At 58.7% G+C, this 19,746-nt stretch carries 17 protein-coding genes; 12 read left to right on the forward strand and 5 right to left on the reverse strand.

Annotated features, from left to right (window positions below; translation table 11 throughout):
- Positions 1-173: 173 nt before the first annotated feature.
- The 3 genes from dctP (at position 174) to AADJ11_RS09365 (ending at position 3,296) form a co-directional block, all read left to right on the forward strand.
- Positions 174-1,190: a TRAP transporter substrate-binding protein DctP gene (dctP, locus tag AADJ11_RS09355; protein WP_341234245.1), complete on the forward strand. Its 1,017-nt coding sequence runs from the start codon at positions 174-176 to the stop codon at positions 1,188-1,190.
- Between the two features lie 73 nt (positions 1,191-1,263).
- Positions 1,264-1,893, forward strand: a complete 630-nt coding sequence (locus AADJ11_RS09360) for a TRAP transporter small permease (protein WP_341234246.1) — start codon at positions 1,264-1,266, stop codon at positions 1,891-1,893.
- Positions 1,894-1,895: 2 nt separating this feature from the next.
- The gene (locus AADJ11_RS09365) at positions 1,896-3,296 is read left to right on the forward strand and encodes a TRAP transporter large permease (RefSeq protein WP_341234247.1); all 1,401 of its coding nucleotides are present in this window, start codon (positions 1,896-1,898) and stop codon (positions 3,294-3,296) included.
- On the opposite strand, the gene AADJ11_RS09370 is transcribed toward AADJ11_RS09365, so the two are convergent.
- Entirely contained in the window at positions 3,282-4,382 is a 1,101-nt protein-coding gene (locus AADJ11_RS09370; RefSeq protein WP_341234248.1) for an AI-2E family transporter, read from the reverse strand. The two genes, AADJ11_RS09365 and AADJ11_RS09370, sit on opposite strands and share 15 nt — an antisense overlap.
- A 161-nt stretch (positions 4,383-4,543) precedes the next feature.
- Here AADJ11_RS09370 and AADJ11_RS09375 point away from each other — a divergent pair, with 161 nt between their 5' ends.
- The gene (locus tag AADJ11_RS09375; RefSeq protein WP_341234249.1) at positions 4,544-5,998 is read left to right on the forward strand and encodes an aldehyde dehydrogenase family protein; all 1,455 of its coding nucleotides are present in this window, start codon (positions 4,544-4,546) and stop codon (positions 5,996-5,998) included.
- A gap of 29 nt (positions 5,999-6,027) precedes the next feature.
- On the opposite strand, the gene AADJ11_RS09380 is transcribed toward AADJ11_RS09375, so the two are convergent.
- A complete protein-coding gene (locus AADJ11_RS09380) occupies positions 6,028-6,576 on the reverse strand; it encodes a peptidoglycan-binding domain-containing protein (protein ID WP_341234250.1) in 549 nt (182 codons plus the stop codon).
- 189 nt (positions 6,577-6,765) lie between these two features.
- Here AADJ11_RS09380 and AADJ11_RS09385 point away from each other — a divergent pair, with 189 nt between their 5' ends.
- Both AADJ11_RS09385 and AADJ11_RS09390 read left to right on the forward strand, forming a co-directional pair.
- Positions 6,766-7,089: a 2Fe-2S iron-sulfur cluster-binding protein gene (locus AADJ11_RS09385; protein WP_093916110.1), complete on the forward strand. Its 324-nt coding sequence runs from the start codon at positions 6,766-6,768 to the stop codon at positions 7,087-7,089.
- On the forward strand, positions 7,089-7,871 hold the full coding sequence (locus AADJ11_RS09390) for a VCBS repeat-containing protein (RefSeq protein WP_341234251.1): 783 nt from the start codon (positions 7,089-7,091) through the stop codon (positions 7,869-7,871). Before AADJ11_RS09385 ends, AADJ11_RS09390 begins: the two co-directional genes overlap by 1 nt.
- Before the next feature lie 75 nt (positions 7,872-7,946).
- Here AADJ11_RS09390 and purD read toward each other — a convergent pair whose 3' ends face one another.
- Entirely contained in the window at positions 7,947-9,212 is a 1,266-nt protein-coding gene (purD, locus tag AADJ11_RS09395) for a phosphoribosylamine--glycine ligase (protein WP_341234252.1), read from the reverse strand.
- A gap of 106 nt (positions 9,213-9,318) precedes the next feature.
- On the opposite strand from purD, the gene xseA reads away from it, so the two are divergent.
- The gene (gene xseA / locus AADJ11_RS09400) at positions 9,319-10,794 is read left to right on the forward strand and encodes an exodeoxyribonuclease VII large subunit (RefSeq protein WP_341234253.1); all 1,476 of its coding nucleotides are present in this window, start codon (positions 9,319-9,321) and stop codon (positions 10,792-10,794) included.
- Between the two features lie 9 nt (positions 10,795-10,803).
- Here xseA and AADJ11_RS09405 read toward each other — a convergent pair whose 3' ends face one another.
- On the reverse strand, positions 10,804-11,199 hold the full coding sequence (locus AADJ11_RS09405) for a hypothetical protein (protein WP_341234254.1): 396 nt from the start codon (positions 11,197-11,199) through the stop codon (positions 10,804-10,806).
- 39 nt (positions 11,200-11,238) lie between these two features.
- Complete coding sequence (locus AADJ11_RS09410) at positions 11,239-12,246, reverse strand: alkane 1-monooxygenase (protein ID WP_341234255.1); 1,008 nt, start codon at positions 12,244-12,246, stop codon at positions 11,239-11,241.
- A gap of 173 nt (positions 12,247-12,419) precedes the next feature.
- Here AADJ11_RS09410 and AADJ11_RS09415 point away from each other — a divergent pair, with 173 nt between their 5' ends.
- From AADJ11_RS09415 to AADJ11_RS09435, 5 genes are all read left to right on the forward strand, one after another.
- Positions 12,420-14,132, forward strand: a complete 1,713-nt coding sequence (locus tag AADJ11_RS09415) for an NAD(P)H-dependent oxidoreductase subunit E (RefSeq protein WP_341234256.1) — start codon at positions 12,420-12,422, stop codon at positions 14,130-14,132.
- 256 nt (positions 14,133-14,388) lie between these two features.
- Positions 14,389-15,198, forward strand: a complete 810-nt coding sequence (locus AADJ11_RS09420; RefSeq protein ID WP_341234257.1) for a transporter substrate-binding domain-containing protein — start codon at positions 14,389-14,391, stop codon at positions 15,196-15,198.
- On the forward strand, positions 15,195-17,435 hold the full coding sequence (locus tag AADJ11_RS09425) for an ATP-binding protein (protein WP_341234258.1): 2,241 nt from the start codon (positions 15,195-15,197) through the stop codon (positions 17,433-17,435). The genes AADJ11_RS09420 and AADJ11_RS09425 overlap by 4 nt, the downstream gene beginning before the upstream one ends.
- 161 nt (positions 17,436-17,596) lie before the next feature.
- Positions 17,597-18,808 carry a signal recognition particle-docking protein FtsY gene (gene ftsY, locus AADJ11_RS09430; protein WP_341234259.1) on the forward strand — a complete coding sequence of 404 codons (1,212 nt, stop codon included), beginning with the start codon at positions 17,597-17,599 and terminating at the stop codon, positions 18,806-18,808.
- A gap of 25 nt (positions 18,809-18,833) precedes the next feature.
- Positions 18,834-19,736, forward strand: coding sequence for a DMT family transporter (locus tag AADJ11_RS09435; protein WP_341234484.1), 903 nt, complete (start codon positions 18,834-18,836; stop codon positions 19,734-19,736).
- Positions 19,737-19,746 lie beyond the last annotated feature (10 nt).

Raw genomic sequence — 19,746 nt, forward strand, 5'->3', positions numbered from 1 at the left:
CATGTTAACAATATCCGGTGGCTTTACCTGCGCAAGGGGCCGCGAAAACCTCAACCATGCAAACCATGTATGCTGGCAAGCGCGTGCTGGTGTTCTGGGGTTGGCAGACCTGCCATGGGCGGTTAATGTTTTCGCAAGCGGAACACATAGGTCCGCATCAAGGGAGAAACCATATGAACAAGCTTTTGAACGGCGCAGCTGTCTGCGCCCTGACTTTTGCATTTGCATCGCAAGCAGCCGCAACCGAATGGAACGCGTCGGTTTGGGGCAAGCGCCGCGCCTTTACCGAGCATGTTGAAAAAATCGCAGAGCTGGTATCGGAGAAAACCGGCGGCGAATTCACCATCAACGTCAGCTATGGCGGCCTGTCCAAGAACCGCGACAACCTGGATGGTATTTCCATCGGTGCCTTTGAAATGGCCCAGTTCTGTGCCGGCTACCATGCGGATAAAAACCGCGCGATCACCGTGCTTGAGCTGCCATTCTTGGGTGTAAGCAATCTGGAAGAAGAAGTCGCCGTATCCCGCGCCGTCTATGCGCATCCTGCCGTGACCAAAGAGATGGCACAGTGGAATGCACGTATGTTGATGACGTCGCCAATGCCGCAGTATAACCTTGTGGGCACGGGCGAGCCACGCGACACATTGGCCAAGTTTGACGGCATGCGCGTGCGCGCAACCGGCGGTTTGGGCAAAGCGTTCGAAGCTGTTGGCGCGGTGCCTACATCCGTGACATCGTCCGAGGCGTATAACGCGATGGAATCCGGTGTTGTTGACACAGTGGCCTTTGCCCAGCACGCGCATCTTAGCTTTGGCACGATTAACAAAGCCGACTGGTGGACCGCGAACCTGAACCCCGGCACCGTGAACTGCCCGGTTGTTGTGAACATCGACGCCTATGACGCGTTGTCTGACGCTGAAAAAACTGCGCTCGACAGCTCGGTCGATGAGGCGCTGGATCACTACCTTGCCAACTACGGCGAATTGCTGGCGCGTTGGGATTCCGTTCTGGAAGAAAAAGGCGTTGAAAAGGTGATGTTCGCACCTGAAGTCATCGCTGAATTCAAAGCCAAGGCTGCCGATCCTGCCCGCGAAGCATGGATCAAGGACATGGAAGCCCAAGGCATCCCGGGTCAGGAACTGTATGACCTTGTGATGACCACATTGGAAAAAGAGCGCGCCTCTAACTAAGGTGTGTCACGGGGGCTGCGCACAGGCGCGGCCCCTTTTTGCGTTTTATTCCCCGTTTTGAAAGGAAAGCATCATGGCCGGTTCCTCTGCCGTGCTCGAAGATGGCAGCTTGCTCAGCCGTCTCGACAAGGGTCTTTTGCGACTTGAAACTGCCTTTGCCCTCGCGTCGGGCATCGCGGTTTTTATGCTGATGGTGCTGGCCGTTTGGTCGGTGGGCGGGCGCAAATTTTTCGCGACGCCCTTGGCCGGTTATGTGGATTGGATCGAATTTGCCATGCCGCTGATCGCCATCATGGGGATTTCCTATACTCAGCGAAACGGCGGCCATGTGCGGATGGATATTCTGATCGGCCAGCTTAAAGGCCGCGCGCTTTGGGCGGCCGAGTTCTTTTCGGTGGTGTTGATTTTCATCCTGATGCTGGCGCTGATCTGGGGATCTTGGGCGCATTTCCAACGCAGCTTTGATTTCGCGGCACCGTTCTGGAGCAGGGATAGTTCGATTGATATCGGCCTGCCGATCTGGCCCGCGAAACTGATTGTGCCGCTTGCGTTCAGCGTCCTTGCCTTGCGATTGCTGCTGCAAATCTGGGGATACGGGCGCGCGTTCGTTTTAGGGCTGGAACGCCCCGTTGCTGTACCGCTGGTACAATCTGCCGCTGAACAGGCTATGGCCGAAGCTGAACATTTGGATGGGCGAGACTGATCATGGATTCTATTGAAATCGGCCTATGGGTTTCCGGCGGCATGTTGTTGATGGTCGTTCTTGGCATGCGCGTGGCCTTTGCTGCGGCATTGGCGGGGGTGGTCGGCCTTGTTTGGATATTTTGGGCCAAAAAGGGCATGCAATGGTCCGAGCTGGATTGGGCGCTGACGGTTGCGATCAAAACCGCAGGGCAGGTGCCTCATTCCAAAGTGTCGAGCCAAACACTAAGCCTGATCCCGACGTTCATCCTGATCGGGTTTCTGGCCTATTACGCGGGGCTGACCCGCGCCTTGTTCGAGGCCGCGAAACGCTGGATCGCGTGGCTGCCGGGCGGCTTGGCGGTTTCGACCGTGTTTGCGACCGCCGGTTTTGCCGCCGTGTCCGGCGCATCGGTTGCGACGGCTGCGGTGTTCGCCCGGATCGCTATTCCCGAGATGTTGGCCATCGGCTATAACAAGAAATTCGCGGCGGGCGTGGTTGCTGCTGGCGGTACATTGGCGTCGCTGATCCCGCCGTCCGCTATTTTGGTGATCTACGCGATCATCGTCGAACAAGACGTGGGCAAGCTGTTGTTGGCGGGCTTTATTCCCGGTGCGTTTTCCGCAGTGATCTATGCGATCTTGATCGTTGGTATTGCGACCATCTGGAAGAACGTCGGCCCCCCCGTGGGCGGTTTCACTTGGCGGCAGCGGTTTGAATCCGTGCCTGCGGCCTTGCCGATCTTTGCCGTTGTCATCATCATTATTTTCTTTGTCTACAACCCGTTTGGCGACGCATGGGGCACCCCGACCGAAGGTGGTGCCGTGGGTGCGTTCATCGTGTTCTTGATGGCGCTTTATCGCGGTATGCGCTGGACCGAGCTCAAGGACGCCTTGCTGGAAACCGCCAAGCTTACGGTGATGATTTTCACCATCATCTGGGGCGTTCTGATTTATGTGCGTTTCCTTGGCTTTGCTGATCTTCCCGGTGCTTTTTCCGATTGGATTTCCGGGCTTGAGGCGTCACCGACGCTGATCTTGATCTGTATCCTGTTGGCCTATGCCGTACTGGGCATGTTCATGGATGCCATCGGCATGCTGCTGCTGACCTTGCCGGTGGTGTATCCTGCGGTTATGGCGCTGAACGGGGGCGAATTTGTTTCGGCCGCGGACAGTGCGTTTGGCATGTCTGGCCCAATGTGCGCGATCTGGTTCGGTATTCTGGTGGTGAAAATGGCCGAGTTCTGTTTGATCACGCCACCCATTGGGTTGAACTGCTTTGTCGTCGCGGGTGTCCGCCCTGATCTAAGCGTTCAGGACGTGTTCAAAGGTGTCATGCCGTTCTTTGTCGCCGATGCTGTGACGATTGGCTTGCTCGTGGCCTTCCCGGCTATCGTACTTTGGTTGCCCTCACTCGCTGGCTAAACCGGCGCGTTGTTGTTCCCTGCTATCCTCGGGTTTGACCTGTTCTGCGGACAGGAAATGCCCGATGGTATGCAGGGGCTCAAAGTTCTCACAGATGACTTTGAACACCACCAAAAACGGCACGGCGACCAATGCACCTGCAATGCCCCACAGCCAGCCCCAAAACACGACCGTCAGAAACACCGCGACTGTGTTCATCTCAAGCCGCCGGCCGACCAGCCACGGGGTGACAATCTGCCCTTCGATCATGGTTAGCATCAAATAGCCCAACGGGGCGAGCAGGGCATAGCCAAGGCTGTCAAAGGTCACGATTGAAAAGCCGGCCACCAGCAACACGCCGCCAAACCCGCCGATATATGGCAAGAAGTTCAACATAAACGCGGCAATCCCCCAGATATAAGCCGAGGGCAGGCCTAGGGCGGTTAGGTACAGCCCGACGCAAATCCCAAGCCCTGCGTTGATCGATGCAATAGTCAGCAGATAGCGGGACACGCGTTTTTCCACGTCATACACAGTTTGCAGCGCACGTTTCTTGCCGGTCATGGTCGGCATGGATTGCACGAGCTTGAGGTAAAACATTTCCCCAGACGACAGCAGGAACAGCGCAAGGATCAAGATCACAGCCAGCGATGCGCCGGTGGTGCTGACGGTATCCATCGCCGTATCCAGCAGGCCGGGCTGGCGGACGACAACCTCTTTTGGGTCCTCAACACCGCCATTGCCGATTTTTTCCACCTCTTCGCTGGCCGACCGCATGTTTTCGACCGCTTCGCTCACACCGCTCAGCTTTTGTTTGATCTCGGTGCCCATTTGCGGAATTTCGTCGCTCCATAATGCGACTGTCCCGGCGGATAGAACCACGATCGACATGATGACCAGCGCGGTTGCCAGCACCAAAACGAATGCCGAAACCACATGGGGCACGCCAATGCGGTATAGGCCGCGCGATACCGGGCTAAGGGTCAGGGCAAGCAAAAAGCCCAGCAAAATCGGCAGGATAAGGTCTTTGGCAAAATAGGCCGTCACAAATAACGAGATCAGGACCAGCATTTGCAAAGAGCGCCGGATCGAGGGCAGGTGTTCCACAAGGTTTTCCAATGCATAGAGGATTACCGATCAAACGCCCCAACTGGGCAAAAGGTTCACGCCAGCGTGAGCGATTTTGCCCGCGCACCATATTCCCCCCTCGCGAAGCCCGCCAATCTGTGCTGATGTGCGCGTGAATGTCTGAATACGGAGAAACCACAATGCCCATCACGCCCCTCGGTCTGGACCCGACGCTTTGTTTTATCGGGGGGGCATGGGTGCCATCACTTGAGGCGGGGCGCGTGTCGCTGCTGAACCCGTCCGATGGGTCGCATCTATGCGAGATCGCGCGCGGTTCAGATGCGGACATCGACCGTGCTGTTCAGGCCGCGAGCGCAGCACTGGTGGGTGATTGGGGCCGCGCAACGGCTGCGGAGCGAGGGCGGGTTCTGGCTAAGATCGGGCAGGGCGTTCTGGATCACGTCGATGAACTGACCCAGCTTGAGGCGTTGGACGTGGGCAAGCCGCTGAAACAGGCGCGCGCCGATGTTTTGGCGCTGGCCCGCTATATGGAATTTTACGCAGGCGCTTGCGATAAATTGCACGGTGAAACGATCCCTTATCTGGATGGCTATACCGTCTATACCTTGCGTGAACCGCATGGGGTGACGGGGCATATCATCCCGTGGAACTATCCGATGCAGATCATCGGGCGCTCGGTCGGTGCCGCGCTGGCGATGGGCAATGCGGCCGTCTTAAAGCCGGCTGAGGAAGCCTGCCTGACAGCGTTTGCCTTTGCCCAGATCGCCCATGCCGCAGGGTTGCCAGCCGGTGCACTGAATGTGGTGCCGGGACTGGGGGCCGAGGCCGGTGCCGCGCTTACCCGTCATCCCGGTGTGCATCATGTATCATTTACCGGCTCGGTTGGTGTTGGGAAGTTGATCCAGGAAACCACGGCCCGCAATGTGGTGCCTGTCACGCTTGAACTGGGGGGCAAGTCGCCGCAGCTGGTGTTTGATGATGCCGATATTGATGCAGCACTGCCATTTTTGGTGAATTCAGGCATTCAGAATGCGGGCCAGACCTGCTCGGCTGCGTCGCGGATATTGGTGCAGCGCGGTGTTTATGATCGCGTCGTGGCGCAGATGGGCGAACGGTATAACGCGCTGCGCGTCGGGCCAGCCTTGGCCGATCTGGACGTCGGGCCGCTGATCTCGGCCCGGCAGAAAACCATCGTGGGCGGGTATCTGGACCAAGGCGACGGGCTTGAGGTTGTTGGCCGTGGGCAGATCATGCCCGACGCCCCCGAAAACGGTGCATATGTCGCGCCAACGCTCTTTGCCGGTGTCGCCCCTGATCATGTGCTGGCCCAGCAGGAGATATTCGGACCCGTTCAGGTGATCATCCCCTTCGATACCGAGGAAGAGGCCGTGCGCATCGCCAATGGCACAGAATTCGGCCTTGTCGCGGCGGTTTGGTCGCAAAATGGCGCACGTCAAATGCGGCTGGCCAAGCAATTGCGCGCCGGACAGGTGTTTCTGAATAACTACGGTGCTGGTGGCGGCGTCGAGCTGCCCTTTGGTGGCGTCGGCCTGTCCGGCCATGGCCGTGAAAAGGGGTTCGAGGCACTTTATGGTTTTTCGACATTGAAAACCGTCGCGGCGTTCCACGGCTAACCTGCCTGTGCGGTACGACCTAAAAAAAATCACTCCAATGTGGCGCGATCGACCGCGATCAAACCCAATTGCCGTGCGGTGCTTAGCGCCAAAATCGGGCTGTCCGGCCCGCCCGCACTGATCTGATATGCGCGCATCGCGGCGCGTGTCGGCGCATCGTAACTGCCTGAAACCGGACCTTTATATATGCCACGCGCCTCAAGCGCGCGCTGCAAGGTCTCGACGAATTGCGGTGTCATTTGCGCGGCGCAGGGGGTTTCGAACCAGTTGTCGATGCGGGGCTGTACGATCTGCTGCCGGGTTTCTGTGCGATAGATGGGAAAGGCCTGAACCTCTCCGGTTGAGCTAATCTGCGCCGGCTGGACCTGCACCTGCTCGGTCACGGTTTCAATCACAGCGGGGGAAACGGTGCGCCCCCAGCACGACCCCGGCTGTGCGCCTGCGGGGCCTTGGGTGGTTGCCTCGATCACGCCCGGCTCTGGCGGCGCGGTATCAGCCGGCGAAACATCGCAGCCGGACACCGCAATACAGCACAGTGCGCCCATGCAGCCCATCAACATGTTTGACCCTGAAATCACCTGTCTGCCCTGCCTTTACCGGTCTTGGGTTTCGTCGCAATCTAGCCCGTTTTTCCGGCGATGCCTAGCGCAATGCCCAAACGCTGCGGGTTTGACAAATACGTGCATGAACTGACGCGCAAAAGGGGGTGGCGAAGGGGGGCAGGGCTGGCTACATATACAGCGATATTTATTGCACAGGGGGTCAAGATGGCCAAAATCACCTACGTAGAACACAGCGGCACAGAGCATGTGGTGGATGTGGCCAATGGCATGACCGTCATGGAAGGTGCGCGCGACAACAATATTCCGGGGATTGAGGCCGATTGCGGCGGGGCCTGTGCCTGCTCGACCTGTCACGTCTACGTGGACCCTGCATGGGTCGACAAAGTACCGGCCAAGGACGACATGGAAGAAGACATGCTGGATTTCGCCTATGAGCCCGATCCAGAACGCTCGCGCCTTACCTGTCAGATCAAAGTCACAGACGCACTGGACGGTTTGCGCGTGCAGATGCCAGAAAAGCAGATCTGATGCTGGCGGGGGCGCGGCGTCAGCTGGCGCACCTGCCCAAAGGTTTCACACGCCACGCGCAGCGGCTGTTGTGCGTGGCGCTGATGGCGCTGGCACCCGGCTTGGCTGCGGCGCAAACCATTACTGCCGCACGCTATGCCGACCCGACGACGCGCTATGATCACGGCGTGCTGGGCGACGCCATCGAATGGGGCACGCTTGAGATCACGCTCGACGGTGGCACGACACGGCGCTTCATCCTGCCCGAAACACTGGTGTTCGAAGATACGGCCCCAAGGCTCGCCGATCTGGACACTGATGGTTCACCCGAAGTGATCGTGGTCGAAAGCAGCCTAACCGCTGGCGCGCGATTGACCGTCTATGGCCCCAACGGCCGCCTCGCTATGACCGACTACATAGGGCGCAAGAACCGCTGGCTTGCCCCCGTCGGTGCCGCTGATTTCACCGGCGATGGTCGGTTGGAAATCGCAATGGTAGTGACACCGCATCTTGCTGGCAGGCTTGACTTACTGGCCTATGACGGCAGCAGCCTGACCCTCATCGCACGCACCAGCGGCCTGACCAATCATCGCATCGGCGACCCGGATATCGCCGGTGGCATTCGCATCTGCCAAAACACCCCGCAGATGATTTTGGCTAAAATGCCGTGGCGTAAATCGGGGGACAGCGAAATGGTTGCGGTCAGCCTGTCCAACGGATCGCTTGAGGTATCACCGTTCAAAGAACCCTTTTCTCCCCAGAACGTAGAAAAAGCCAAAACCTGCGCAATCCACCCGGAATAGGCTCAGCCCCAGCTCATTTTCCAAATGGTCCAAAATCCTGGGGGTCCGGGGGCTAGCCCCCGGGCCGACACCGGATTACGTCAGCGCACGCCAGCCAATATCGCGCCGGTAAAACCCACCGGGCCAATCAACCGCTTCAACCATCTCATAGGCCCGCGCCTGTGCTTCGGCCAGGCTGTCGCCCCGCGCGGTCACGTTCAACACACGTCCGCCCACGGCGACGATCTGGCCGTCTTTCTCCGCTGTGCCTGCATGAAACACCATGTTGCGGCTGTCCTCGGGCAATGCATCCAAACCAGCGATCACGCTGCCTTTGTCATAGCTGCCGGGATACCCCAATGCGGCCATCACCACTGTCACCGCATGATCATCGGCCCAGTTCACTTTCATCTCTGACAGACGGGCTTCAGCAGCCGCATGCAGCAGGTCAAGTACCTGCGCACCCAGCCGCATCATCAGCACCTGACATTCAGGGTCGCCAAAGCGGGCGTTATATTCCACCAACCGTGGCGCGCCGTCTTTGATCATCAGCCCCGCATAAAGCACGCCTTGATAGGGCATCCCGCGTTTGGACATCACGGCCATGGTGGGGCGAATGATCTCGGCCAGGGCGCGTTCGGCGATTGCGTCGCTCAAAACCGGTGCGGGGGAATAGGCCCCCATGCCGCCGGTGTTGGGGCCGGTATCGCCGTCGCCCACGCGCTTGTGGTCTTGGGCGGTGCCGATGGGCAGCACGGTGTCGCCATCACACAGCACAAAGAATGATGCCTCTTCGCCGTCCATAAACTCTTCGATCACCACTTCGGCACCCGCATCGCCAAAGGTGCCATCGAACATCGTATCAACGGCGGCCAGCGCTTCGGCGTCGGTTTCGGCGATGATCACGCCTTTGCCAGCGGCCAGACCGTCGGCCTTGATTACGATCGGGGCAGGGTGATCGGCCAGATAGGCGCGCGCCGATGCGGCATCGGTGAAATGGCCATAGGCAGCAGTGGGGGCATTCGCGGCGTCGCAGATTTCTTTGGTGAAAGCTTTGGACGCCTCAAGCGCTGCGGCCGCTTTGGACGGGCCAAACACCAGAAAACCTGCGTTGCGCAAATCATCCGCAACACCAGCGGCCAGCGGTGCCTCGGGGCCGATGATTACAAAATCGATGCTGTTTTCATCCGCAAACCCGACCACGGCCGCACCATCATTGATGTCCAGGGTCGCGCATTCGGCAATTGCGGCGATGCCTGCATTGCCCGGTGCCACGATCAGCTTGTCGCATTTGGGATTTTGCAAAACGGCCCAGGCAAGGCTGTGTTCACGCCCGCCGCTGCCCAAAATGAGGATATTCATGAATGCGCTCCCTTGGCCTTGGTTGCTGCGCGTTCTAAGCTGGGACAGGTAAAGACACAAGCCGGACGCGAGCCCAGACACGAGCGCAGACCCAAAGGACACCCGCATGGACCTGATCGACGACCCTCGCGAGGGTCAAAACAGCCCCGAATTTACCGTGACCGAGCTTTCTGGCGCGATCAAGCGGGTGATCGAGGGGGAATTCGCCCATGTACGGATTCGCGGCGAGGTCGGGCGGGTCAGCCGCCCGCGGTCGGGGCATATCTATCTGGACCTCAAGGATGACAGTTCGGTGATTTCCGGCGTGATCTGGAAAGGCGTGTCCGCGCGGCTGGAAACCCAACCTGAAGAGGGGATGGAGGTGATTGCGACCGGGCGCATCACCACGTTCGGCGGGCAGTCCAAATACCAGATCGTCATCGAAGACATCAAACCGGCGGGCATGGGCGCGCTGATGGCGCTGCTGGAAAAGCGCAAGGCGGCACTGGCGGCAGAAGGGTTATTCGCACCCGAACGCAAACGCGCGCTGCCCTATTTGCCCGATGTGATCGGGGTCGTTACCTCGCCCTCAGGCGCTGTGATACGCGATATTTTGCACCGGTTGCGCGACCGGTTCCCGCGCAAGGTGCTGATTTGGCCCGTGGCCGTTCAGGGGGCGAAATGCGCGCCAGAAGTTGCGCATGCCATCGAAGGGTTTAACAAACTGACGCCCGGGGGGGCGATCCCGCGACCTGATTTGCTGATTATCGCACGCGGTGGCGGCTCGGTCGAAGACCTTTGGGGCTTTAACGAGGAAATCGTGGCGCGGGCTGCGGCCGCATCGGATATTCCCCTGATTTCAGCCGTAGGCCATGAAACCGATACAACCCTGATCGATTATGTGTCGGACAAACGCGCGCCGACGCCGACCGCTGCGGCGGAACTGGCGGTGCCTGTGCGCCATGAACTGGTCGCTTTGCTCGACGGTCAAGAAGCACGCATGACCCGCGCGCTTAGCCAAGGGCTGTTGCGGCGCGATCAGCGGTTGCGCGATATGGCGCGGGCCTTGCCACGGGCCGAAACCTTGCTGGATGGGCCACGTCAAAAGCTGGATGTTCTGGGCGGGCGGTTGGGGCCTGCGCTGACCGCTGGCGTTCAGAAACGCAAAGTGAGGTTGGCAGATATCTCGGGCGTGCTGCGCCCCGGTACGTTGACGCGCAGCTTGCAGTCTGAACAGCGGCGGCTGGCGGCATTGTCATCCCGGTTCCGGCCCGAGGCACTGGTACAAGATCACAAGCGCAAAGCCGATGCGTTTCAAGCGCTTGCGCTGCGTCTTTCAGTTGCGGGTCAACGTCAAACCCAAGGCTGGCGCAAGCAGATTGCGGGGCTGGACCGCTTGCATGAAATGCTGAGCTATAAATCGACCCTCGCGCGCGGCTATGCCGTGGTGCGCGGCGATGGCGGGTTGGTCACCACTAAAAAGGCTGCCCAAGACGCCACATCGCTTGAGATCGAATTCGCCGATGGCCGCATGCAAATCGGCGGCAAGGCGGGGCCGCGCAAGGCCGCGAAAAAACCGCCAGAGCAAGGCAATTTGTTTTAAGCGCCGATATTAGACGCCAATTCTGGGGCCGAGGCACAGCAGCTTTTCGTCGATATCTTCGGCCTCATATAGCTCGGTCGTTGCGGGGTCATTTTCGAACCGTGCGATCAGGCCTTGGGCGGATTTCTCGAATGTCCAACACTGCGGATCGGGGTTGTCGTCGTAGGTGAAACAAATCTGGCCATTGTCTTCGAACCACGACCCGGGCTTGCATTCGCCATCCAGAAACGACCATTCAACGCGGCGGTTGCTGAGATAGCGTTCAGCGCCATAGGCCTGACCATTGCTGTTGTAGAACAATGTTTTACCGCGGGTATACTCATCAAATTCCTGTGCCGTCATCGCGGTTTGCGCCGCCAGCGGGGTGGTGATGACAAGGGCAAGGGACATAAGCACATGTTTCATAGGCCAAGCTTGCCAGAAACGATGCGGCTGATCCAGCGGTTACGCGGTTTGTTGCCAGCGGGCGACACGCCGGTCCATGACGCGCCGCCAGATCGGCGGCACCAGCGCCAGCGCGGCCATCACCGGCAAGGATCGCGGCAAGATGGGCATGCTGTCCGGGGTGACCTCAAGCGCGGGAAAGGCGCGGGCAGGGCGCATGTGGTGGTCGGAATGGCGCGGCGCGTTCAGCATCATCGCGGATGAATACCATTGCGGTGCGTTCCAGCTGTGCTGGGGGCCAACGGGTTCGATACGGCCATCTGCACGGGGTTTTCTGCGCAACCCGTAATGCTGCACATAGTCGGACAGCAGCAATTGCATCTGCGCATAGGCTGCGAGGGCCAGCAGCTGCACCACACCGCCCCATCCGGCGATGATCGCGGCAATGCCGAGCGTCAGCGCGGCCCCTGAAACATAGCCCACATAGGGATGCGACCAGATCGGCAGCGCTGCGGCGCGCGCGCGATGCTTGGTTTCGGCGCGCAGGCCCGACGTGAATTCCCCTCGCAGCGCGCGCAGGGCGAAGGCATAGAACCCTTCGCCCAACCGGGCCGAGTTCGGATCGGCATCGGTGGCGACGTGAATGTGATGCACCCGCAGATGCGCGGAGACGTGATGCCCGTAGAGCAACGAACAATAGATCGCCGTACCGACGCGCCGGGTCCAGCGGTTGCCCGTGTGGATCAGCTCATGCGCGTTGGAGTTTGAGACCTGCCCAAAGTACATCCCCAAGCCTAGGAAAATCAGTACCTTATCCGTGGTGCCTAGATCGTTGCCCGCCAAGGCCCACACGCCCAATGGCAACAGCACAAAATGTGCGGCGGCCAAGGTCAGGCTGATGCCGCGTCCCGATGTATCACGCGCAGGGACGCGCCGCGTGATGCGGTCCAGCGCAAACACCAGCAGCGTGATCGACAGCAACGCGGCCAGCGGCCAGGCCCCGCCAAAAAGGCAGGCCAGCGCCAAAAGCACGGCGGGGGTCAGGCTGGCAATGGCGTACCAGATCATCAGGGCGGCTCCCTTTGTGGGTTACAAGTTTCTTATAAGCGAAATGCGGGCGCGCAAAAGGGTGCAACCTGTCACAAGCACCGCGCAAAGTATTAGGGAAGGGTCGCTTTTTGATTATGAGGGGCGGTGCAAGTTTGCTAGCTTAGCCGGAACATCAAGGTGAGGGGGCCGATATGGCATTGGATGAACACAAAAAATCGGGCGGCAAAGGCCCCGAAAAAGGCGTGTGGAAATCCGGCAAAGGCAAGGGGCGCACCCACACCAAAGGTCGCCAGTTGGATGACACAGCGTGGGATGAAGTGCGCGCGTTGTTGGGGGAAAAGCCCCGCCGCGCCGATTTGCTGATCGAACATCTGCACCTGATCCAAGACGCATATGGCCACCTGTCTGCCGCCCATCTGCGCGCATTGGCCGAAGAGATGCGGATGAGCATGGCCGAAGTGTACGAGGTCGCGACCTTTTATGCGCATTTCGATGTGGTGAAAGAGGGCGAGACACCGCCGCCTGCTTTGACAATCCGCATTTGCGATTCACTGGCCTGCGAAATGGCGGGCGCGCAAGCGTTGAAGACGGCGCTTGAGGATGGCTTGGATGCGACCGAGGTGCGTGTTGTACGCGCGCCCTGCATCGGCCGCTGCGATACGGCACCCGCGCTTGAGATCGGCCATAACTTTGTCGACAACGCAACCTTGGAAAAGGTCGAAGCCGTGATTGATGCGGGTGACACCCATGTGCATTTGCCCGATTACGAAGTGTTTTCCGATTATGTAGAGGCTGGCGGGTATGAAGCCCTCAAGACCCTGCGCAGCAGTGGAAATTGGGAAGCGGTACAAGACCAACTGCTTGAGGCCGGCGTGCGCGGTCTGGGCGGGGCTGGTTTCCCGTCGGGCAAAAAATGGGGCTTTGTGCGTGCAAATCCGGGCCCACGCTATATGGCCGTGAACGGCGACGAGGGCGAGCCGGGCACGTTCAAGGACCGCTGGTATCTGGAACGCGTGCCGCATCAATTCCTTGAGGGGATGCTGATCGCCGCATGGGCGGTCGAGGCGGAAAAAGTGTTCTTGTACATGCGCGACGAATATCCGCAGGTGCTGGCGCTTTTGCGGATAGAAATCGAGGCACTCGAAGACGCGGGACTGGTTGAACCGGGCTACATCGATCTGCGGCGAGGGGCGGGCGCCTATATCTGCGGCGAAGAATCCGCGATGATCGAAAGCATCGAAGGCAAGCGCGGTATGCCTCGCCACCGTCCGCCCTATGTGGCGCAGGTTGGCATCTTTGGCCGTCCGACATTGGTGCATAACATTGAGACATTGCACTGGGTCACGCGGGTGTGCCGCGAGGGGCCGCAAGTGATGAACAGCACGGAAAAGAATGGTCGCAAGGGGCTGCGCAGTTTCTCTGTCTCGGGGCGCGTGGCGAAACCGGGCATGTATGTCATGCCAGCAGGGTCCACCATCACCGACATCATCAGGGTGGCGGGGGGCATGGCCGTTGGTCATGTGTTCAAGGCGTATCAACCGGGCGGGCCGTCATCAGGTCTGTTGCCCGCATCGATGGCTGATATCGCGATGGATTTTGATGTGTTGCAAGAACACGGGTCGTTCATTGGCTCGGCGGCGGTTGTTGTCTTGTCCGAACATGACAGCGCCAAAGCGGCGGCACTGAATATGCTGCGGTTCTTTGAGGATGAAAGCTGTGGCCAGTGCACGCCCTGCCGGGTGGGCTGCGAAAAGGCGGTCAAGCTGATGCAAGCGGACCGCTGGGATCAACCGCTGCTTGAGGAACTGTCGCAAGCCATGGTCGATGCGTCGATCTGCGGGCTGGGGCAGGCTGCACCCAATCCGATCCGGTTGGTGATGAAGCATTTCCCCGACGAGGTATAGCGCCTTAGACCGCGCCGAACATGGCCGCGACGGATGAAGAGAATGGCTCATTCAGCGGGTCTGCACTTGCGGCTTGGTTGGTGTCAGCGGAACGACAGGAATGGTCGCAACTGCACAAGATTTACCTGTTCGTTACCATAGGATGACCATTCGTCGCAGAAAGTTGCATTTTGAAGGTCTTTGGGGCAATTTGGCGCTGAAACTTGCCTTGAATACGTCTCTTTGGCGAGAGTTACTTTGCGGAGATGTCGTAATAATGGTGACCCCCTTGCGCTTGGCCACATCCTACCTGCGCGCTGACAGGGGGGCAGGGCCAATTGCGGCGCTGTCATTTTGCGCGCGTGCCATTGTTCTTGCGCTGTGTTGCACAGCTTGGCTTGCGGTGCCGGCAGCGCAGGCATCGGACCGGCATCTAAACCTTGCCGCAGCGCCATATCCGCCCCTGACCACCGTCGCGAAAGACGGATATCTGGACCGTATCGTGCAAGAAGCCTTTGCCCGCGCGAGTATTGGGCTGACCTATCAGGCCACGTCGCCCGCGCGCGGATTAATGGGTAGCCTTACCGGCGAATTTGACGGCTACTTTGCCACGCCAGAGCTGGACGTTCCTATACTGGCCCCGTTGGTGCGTGTCCCCGAGCGGATTTATACCGGCAAGGCGGGCGGCGTGTATCTGCGCGACGACATCATGATGATGAACAAGGAGTACCTAAAATCGTACCGCGTTGGTTATGTCGAAGGCTGGAAACAGGCCGAGGATGATTTGCATGACGTTCCAGATACTTACGCGGCCGACAGCTCGGGCCGGTTGATGGACATGCTGATAAAGGGCCGCATTGATGTGGCTTATATGTATTTTTTGCAGGCACGCTATCAGGCCCAACAACATGAGGTTACGGGTCTCAAATTCTCGGAACACACCTTTGATACGGATCTGTTTATCCATCTAAGCGCAGAGCACGCTGATCTGGCGCTTGATCTGGCGACGGCGATCCGCCTGATGAAGGCGGACGGAACACTGGAAAATATTTTGGCCCCTGCAATGATGAAGTGGGGCCCGAAATGAAACTGCGCAGTTTTACAACGGGCATCAGGCGCGAAATCTGGCGGGCGATACTTGGCCCGATGCTGGGTCTGCTTATGGTGGCCTGCCTGCTGCCCTCGCTGATCTATTTCAGTATCGCCGAGGCGCGGCTGAAAGAGCGGGTTGATAATCTGGCCAATGCCACCTTGGCCACGATGCAAGACCACGTCTGGCAATACGACCTTGAGGACGCGCAGCAATTGCTGGACAGCTATGTGAAATTCGGGGCCGTCACGGGTGCCAAAGTGTCAGATGGCAAGTTTATCGATCTGACGGCGGGCACCTTGGGCGATAACGTGGCGGGGTATGTCCTTGAACTGCCGCTTTATGGGGGCGGGGAATCGGGTGATGTCGAAATCGGTACCTTGCGCCTCGAAGTCTCTAAATCCGAGATTTGGGAATTCATTTTGGTGCGTATCGCTGCCACCATTCTGACCTCGGCCATTTTTGTGTTTTTCACGGCATTTTTGACGTTACGATTGCTGGATCGAACCCTGTTGCAGCCGGTGCTTACCATCTCGGACACGCTCAAGGACCATTCGGGGGATTGGGGCGCGCTTAACATCGACTTGAATGACGGGCCGTCGCCGCGTGGGCGCGATGAACTGACGGGGCTTGTGGATGCGATCCACGGGATGCGTGATCAAATTTTATCCTCTCAAGAGGTGCTTGAGGCGTCGATGACCAAGTTGACCCATGTGGCGCTCTTTGCGCGGCTTGGCTATGCGACGCTTAACTCCACGCAAGACAGATTCACCGAATGCGACCCCGCCTTTGCCAGCGCTTTCAATATGACTGTCCCAGAGGTCCTTGACGTTGATGTGCGGGGCGAATTTTTGGGCACATTCCTACGGGATGAGGACCCTGAAAAATTGGCCTCTATCCGTGCGGTTCTTAACCAAGGGAAAATGTCCGAAGGGGTGCTGAAATTCACGTTAAAGAACGACGAGATACGGTATTTCAGACATATTGTGCAGCCTTATATTGATCAGGTGACGGGCGATGGCGTGCTTGAGATTATTATTCTGGACGTGACCGAGCAGAAGATCGTCGAAGAACAATTGCTTCAGGCGCAAAAGCTGGATGCGATTGGCATGCTGACGGGCGGGGTTGCGCATGATTTCAACAACTTGCTGGCGATTATCTCGGGCAATATTGAACTGACGCTTTTGGCGCTAGACAGCCCGCAAGAGCGCGAATTTCTGGAGGTGGCGCTATCGGCGGTGGGCAGTGGCGCGACATTGACCCAGCAATTGCTGTCATTCGCGCGCAAGCAACCGCTGTCGCCAACGCATTTTGATGCGGCTGAATTGATGCGGGATTCCAGCGCGTTGCTGGGGTCGTCTGTGGGCGAAGCGATTGATTTGGAAATCGTCGCGGATGACGATCTCTGGGGCACCTTTGCGGATCCGGAAAAGCTGAAGACGACGCTTTTGAATTTGGTGGTGAACAGCCGGGATGCGATGCCAGACGGGGGGCTGCTGACGATTGAGATCACCAATTGCAAACTGGACGAGGATTACGCCGCCAGCCATGTTGATGTGGTCCCCGGCGAATATGTGCGCATTTCGGTCAACGATACCGGCTGCGGCATGTCCGAAGAGACGATCCAACACGCGATTGAACCGTTTTTCACGACCAAAGGGGTTGGCAAGGGAACCGGGCTTGGCCTGCCGATGGCCTTTGGGTTCGCGAAACAATCGGGCGGCCATCTTGAGGTGTATTCCGAACTGGGGATCGGCACCTCGGTCAAGCTTTACCTGCCGCGTTCAGCCGAAGAAAACGCAACACTGGATGACCGCGAGCGGAGCAAACAGCGCCCGGATTTCACCGGGATGGTGGTGTTTTTGATCGAAGACAACAAAGATTTGCGCGCCATGTTCAAAACCATGCTCGTATCGATGGGCTGCGTCGTCCATGACGCCGAGGATGGGCCAGAGGCGTTGAGAATGGCGGAAACGCTTTCTGATGTTGATCTGATCCTAAGCGACGTGATCCTACCGCGCGGCATGGACGGTAACGAAGTGGTCAAACGCCTAAGCCCGCTGTACCCGAAGGCGGCCGTGATCTTTATGTCGGGCTTTAGCGAAAACTCGATCATTCAGAACGGGCGCTTGAACCCCAAGGTGACCTTGCTGCAAAAACCATTTGGTGCGGATGATCTGGTGAAGGCGATTGTTTCGGCGCGGGGCATCAAACGTAAATCGTCCAAAGAATAAGCCCTGAGCCCTATCAGAAAAGACGGAAATACCATGTCCGGATGCCAGTTCGATTGGGGCGATGGGCATAGAAATGGGCAATTCGGGCGGGTGCCCTTCCCTCTGGCCATATGAGCCTATAGATCATAGCAAACGCCTGACACTTTTCGCGGAGACGACGCTTGGCCTTTTTCAAGAAACTGAAAAGCAAACTGTTCAAATCATCGTCAAAGATCGACGAAGGCCTTGAGGCCATCGTTGAGGAAGGCGGCGCTGTTGACGCAGTCGAAACGATTGACGAACTGCCCGTAGATCAGGTGATGGACACGCCAGACATCGCGGTTGAGGCATTGCCCGAGGCCGTCGATGATGAACCCGCACCGCTGCCCGCTGATGTTCCGGAGGAGGAGGCACCAACGCCCGAACCCGTCCCGCTTCGTGAAACCATCCAGCCTGCGGTCACGGATTTGCCATCGCCCGCGCCAGCCAAGCCCGAGGCCGCAAAACCCAGCTTGATGGGCCGTTTGATGGGGCGCAGCGCTGCTGCACCGGTCGTGCGCCGCGTGCTGGACGACGAGATGCTCGAACAGCTCGAAGAGCTGCTGATCTCGACCGATATGGGCGTTGATACGGCGCTGCGCGTTACGGCAAACATGGCCGAAGGGCGCTTTGGCAAACGTTTGTCGGTTGAGGAAATCAAACGTCTGTTGGCGGCCGAGGTCGCGCGGATCATGGAGCCGATTGCCAAGCCCTTGCCGCTTTATGCGAAGACGCCACAAGTTGTGCTGGTTGTGGGCGTGAACGGGTCCGGCAAAACCACCACGATTGGCAAGCTGGCCAGCCAGTTCAAGGCGGCGGGCAAGAACGTTGTGATTGCAGCGGGCGATACATTCCGCGCCGCTGCTGTTGAACAATTGCAGGTCTGGGGTGACCGCGCGGGCGTGCCTGTGCTGACCGCAGCCCAAGGGTCGGACCCGGCCAGCCTTGCCTTTGATGCAATGGGGCAGGCCGAACGCGATGGCGCTGATCTGCTGCTGATCGACACGGCAGGACGGCTGCAAAACCGCGGCGACCTGATGGAGGAGCTGGCCAAGATCGTGCGCGTGATCCGCAAGAAAGATCCATCAGCCCCACATAACACGCTGTTGGTGCTGGACGCGACGACGGGCCAGAACGCGTTAAATCAGGTCAAGGTGTTTCAAGAGATTTCGGATGTCTCCGGTCTTGTGATGACCAAGCTGGACGGCACCGCCAAGGGCGGTGTTCTGGTGGCGCTGGCCGATAAATTCGGCCTTCCCATCCATGCGATTGGCGTAGGCGAACAGATTGATGATCTACAGCCCTTTGATCCACAGGAATTTGCGGATGCGTTGATGGGGTTGGACCCTCAGTGAATACTCTCAAGCGGGGCACATGCCCGTGACCGAATGGCTTGCCCAGATCGAAGGCACACCGACGGGGCATCAGGTGGCCCTCATGCTGGCGTTGCTGGCGGCATTTTTGCATGCGGTGTTTGGCGCGTTGCAAAAGGGGCGGCATGACCCGTGGCTGACGCGCGGCGCGATTGATTTTTCCTATGGCATGATGGCGGCCCCCTTTGCGCTGTTTGTCGTGCCTTGGCCCGAACCGCATATGTGGGTGATCTTTGCCGGCGCGTTTGCGATCCATGTCGTCTACAAAGTGCTGCAGGCATGGGCCTATACCAAGGGGGCCTATACCGTCGTTTATCCCGTGGTGCGCGGCACGGGGCCGTTGTTCACGGTGATCGGTGCCTATCTGATTTTCAACGAAAGCTTTACCCTGGTGCAGTGGATGGGCGTGGGGGTGCTGATGGCAGGCATTTTTGGGCTGGCGCTGTATAATATGATCTATCTTGTGTCCGAACGGGACACGTTGAACGTGGCGCTTGCGCTGGCGGTTCTGACCGGACTGTTCGTGGCGCTATATACAACCTTTGACGCCTACGGCATTCGCGCGACGCAAAGCCCGTTCACCTTTTTGGCGTGGTTTTTCATGATCGACGGGCTGGTGATGCCGGTTATCGCATGGCGGCGCTATGTGACCATGCCCAACCCGCCCGCGCTTGGCCCGCTGATGACACGTGGTGTCGCGGGCGGATTTGTGGCGTTCTTTAGCTTTGGATCAATCATGCTGGCCACGCGGCTGGATAAGGTGGGCGAGGCCGCAGTGCTGCGCGAAACCTCGACCGTGTTTGCGGCCGTCATCGGCTGGTTGGTCCTGAAAGAAACTGTAGGCCCGCGCCGTGTGGCGTTGATGGCATTGATCGCGGCAGGTGCCGTGATCGTCGAAATGGGCGGATAATTGGAGAGTA

The organism is uncultured Sulfitobacter sp. (assembly GCF_964021855.1).
Taxonomy (GTDB): domain Bacteria; phylum Pseudomonadota; class Alphaproteobacteria; order Rhodobacterales; family Rhodobacteraceae; genus Sulfitobacter.

What these genes read in the sequence shown, in the direction of transcription:
- purD (WP_341234252.1), bottom strand. Translation starts at nt 9,212, where the DNA reads ATGAATATCCTCATTTTGGGCAGCGGCGGGCGTGAACACAGCCTTGCC.
- AADJ11_RS09410 (WP_341234255.1), bottom strand. Translation starts at nt 12,246, where the DNA reads ATGATCTGGTACGCCATTGCCAGCCTGACCCCCGCCGTGCTTTTGGCG.
- AADJ11_RS09375 (WP_341234249.1), top strand. Translation starts at nt 4,544, where the DNA reads ATGCCCATCACGCCCCTCGGTCTGGACCCGACGCTTTGTTTTATCGGG.
- AADJ11_RS09385 (WP_093916110.1), top strand. Translation starts at nt 6,766, where the DNA reads ATGGCCAAAATCACCTACGTAGAACACAGCGGCACAGAGCATGTGGTG.
- AADJ11_RS09360 (WP_341234246.1), top strand. Translation starts at nt 1,264, where the DNA reads ATGGCCGGTTCCTCTGCCGTGCTCGAAGATGGCAGCTTGCTCAGCCGT.
- AADJ11_RS09365 (WP_341234247.1), top strand. Translation starts at nt 1,896, where the DNA reads ATGGATTCTATTGAAATCGGCCTATGGGTTTCCGGCGGCATGTTGTTG.
- AADJ11_RS09390 (WP_341234251.1), top strand. Translation starts at nt 7,089, where the DNA reads ATGCTGGCGGGGGCGCGGCGTCAGCTGGCGCACCTGCCCAAAGGTTTC.
- AADJ11_RS09425 (WP_341234258.1), top strand. Translation starts at nt 15,195, where the DNA reads ATGAAACTGCGCAGTTTTACAACGGGCATCAGGCGCGAAATCTGGCGG.
- AADJ11_RS09420 (WP_341234257.1), top strand. Translation starts at nt 14,389, where the DNA reads ATGGTGACCCCCTTGCGCTTGGCCACATCCTACCTGCGCGCTGACAGG.
- AADJ11_RS09405 (WP_341234254.1), bottom strand. Translation starts at nt 11,199, where the DNA reads ATGAAACATGTGCTTATGTCCCTTGCCCTTGTCATCACCACCCCGCTG.
- AADJ11_RS09415 (WP_341234256.1), top strand. Translation starts at nt 12,420, where the DNA reads ATGGCATTGGATGAACACAAAAAATCGGGCGGCAAAGGCCCCGAAAAA.
- dctP (WP_341234245.1), top strand. Translation starts at nt 174, where the DNA reads ATGAACAAGCTTTTGAACGGCGCAGCTGTCTGCGCCCTGACTTTTGCA.
- xseA (WP_341234253.1), top strand. Translation starts at nt 9,319, where the DNA reads ATGGACCTGATCGACGACCCTCGCGAGGGTCAAAACAGCCCCGAATTT.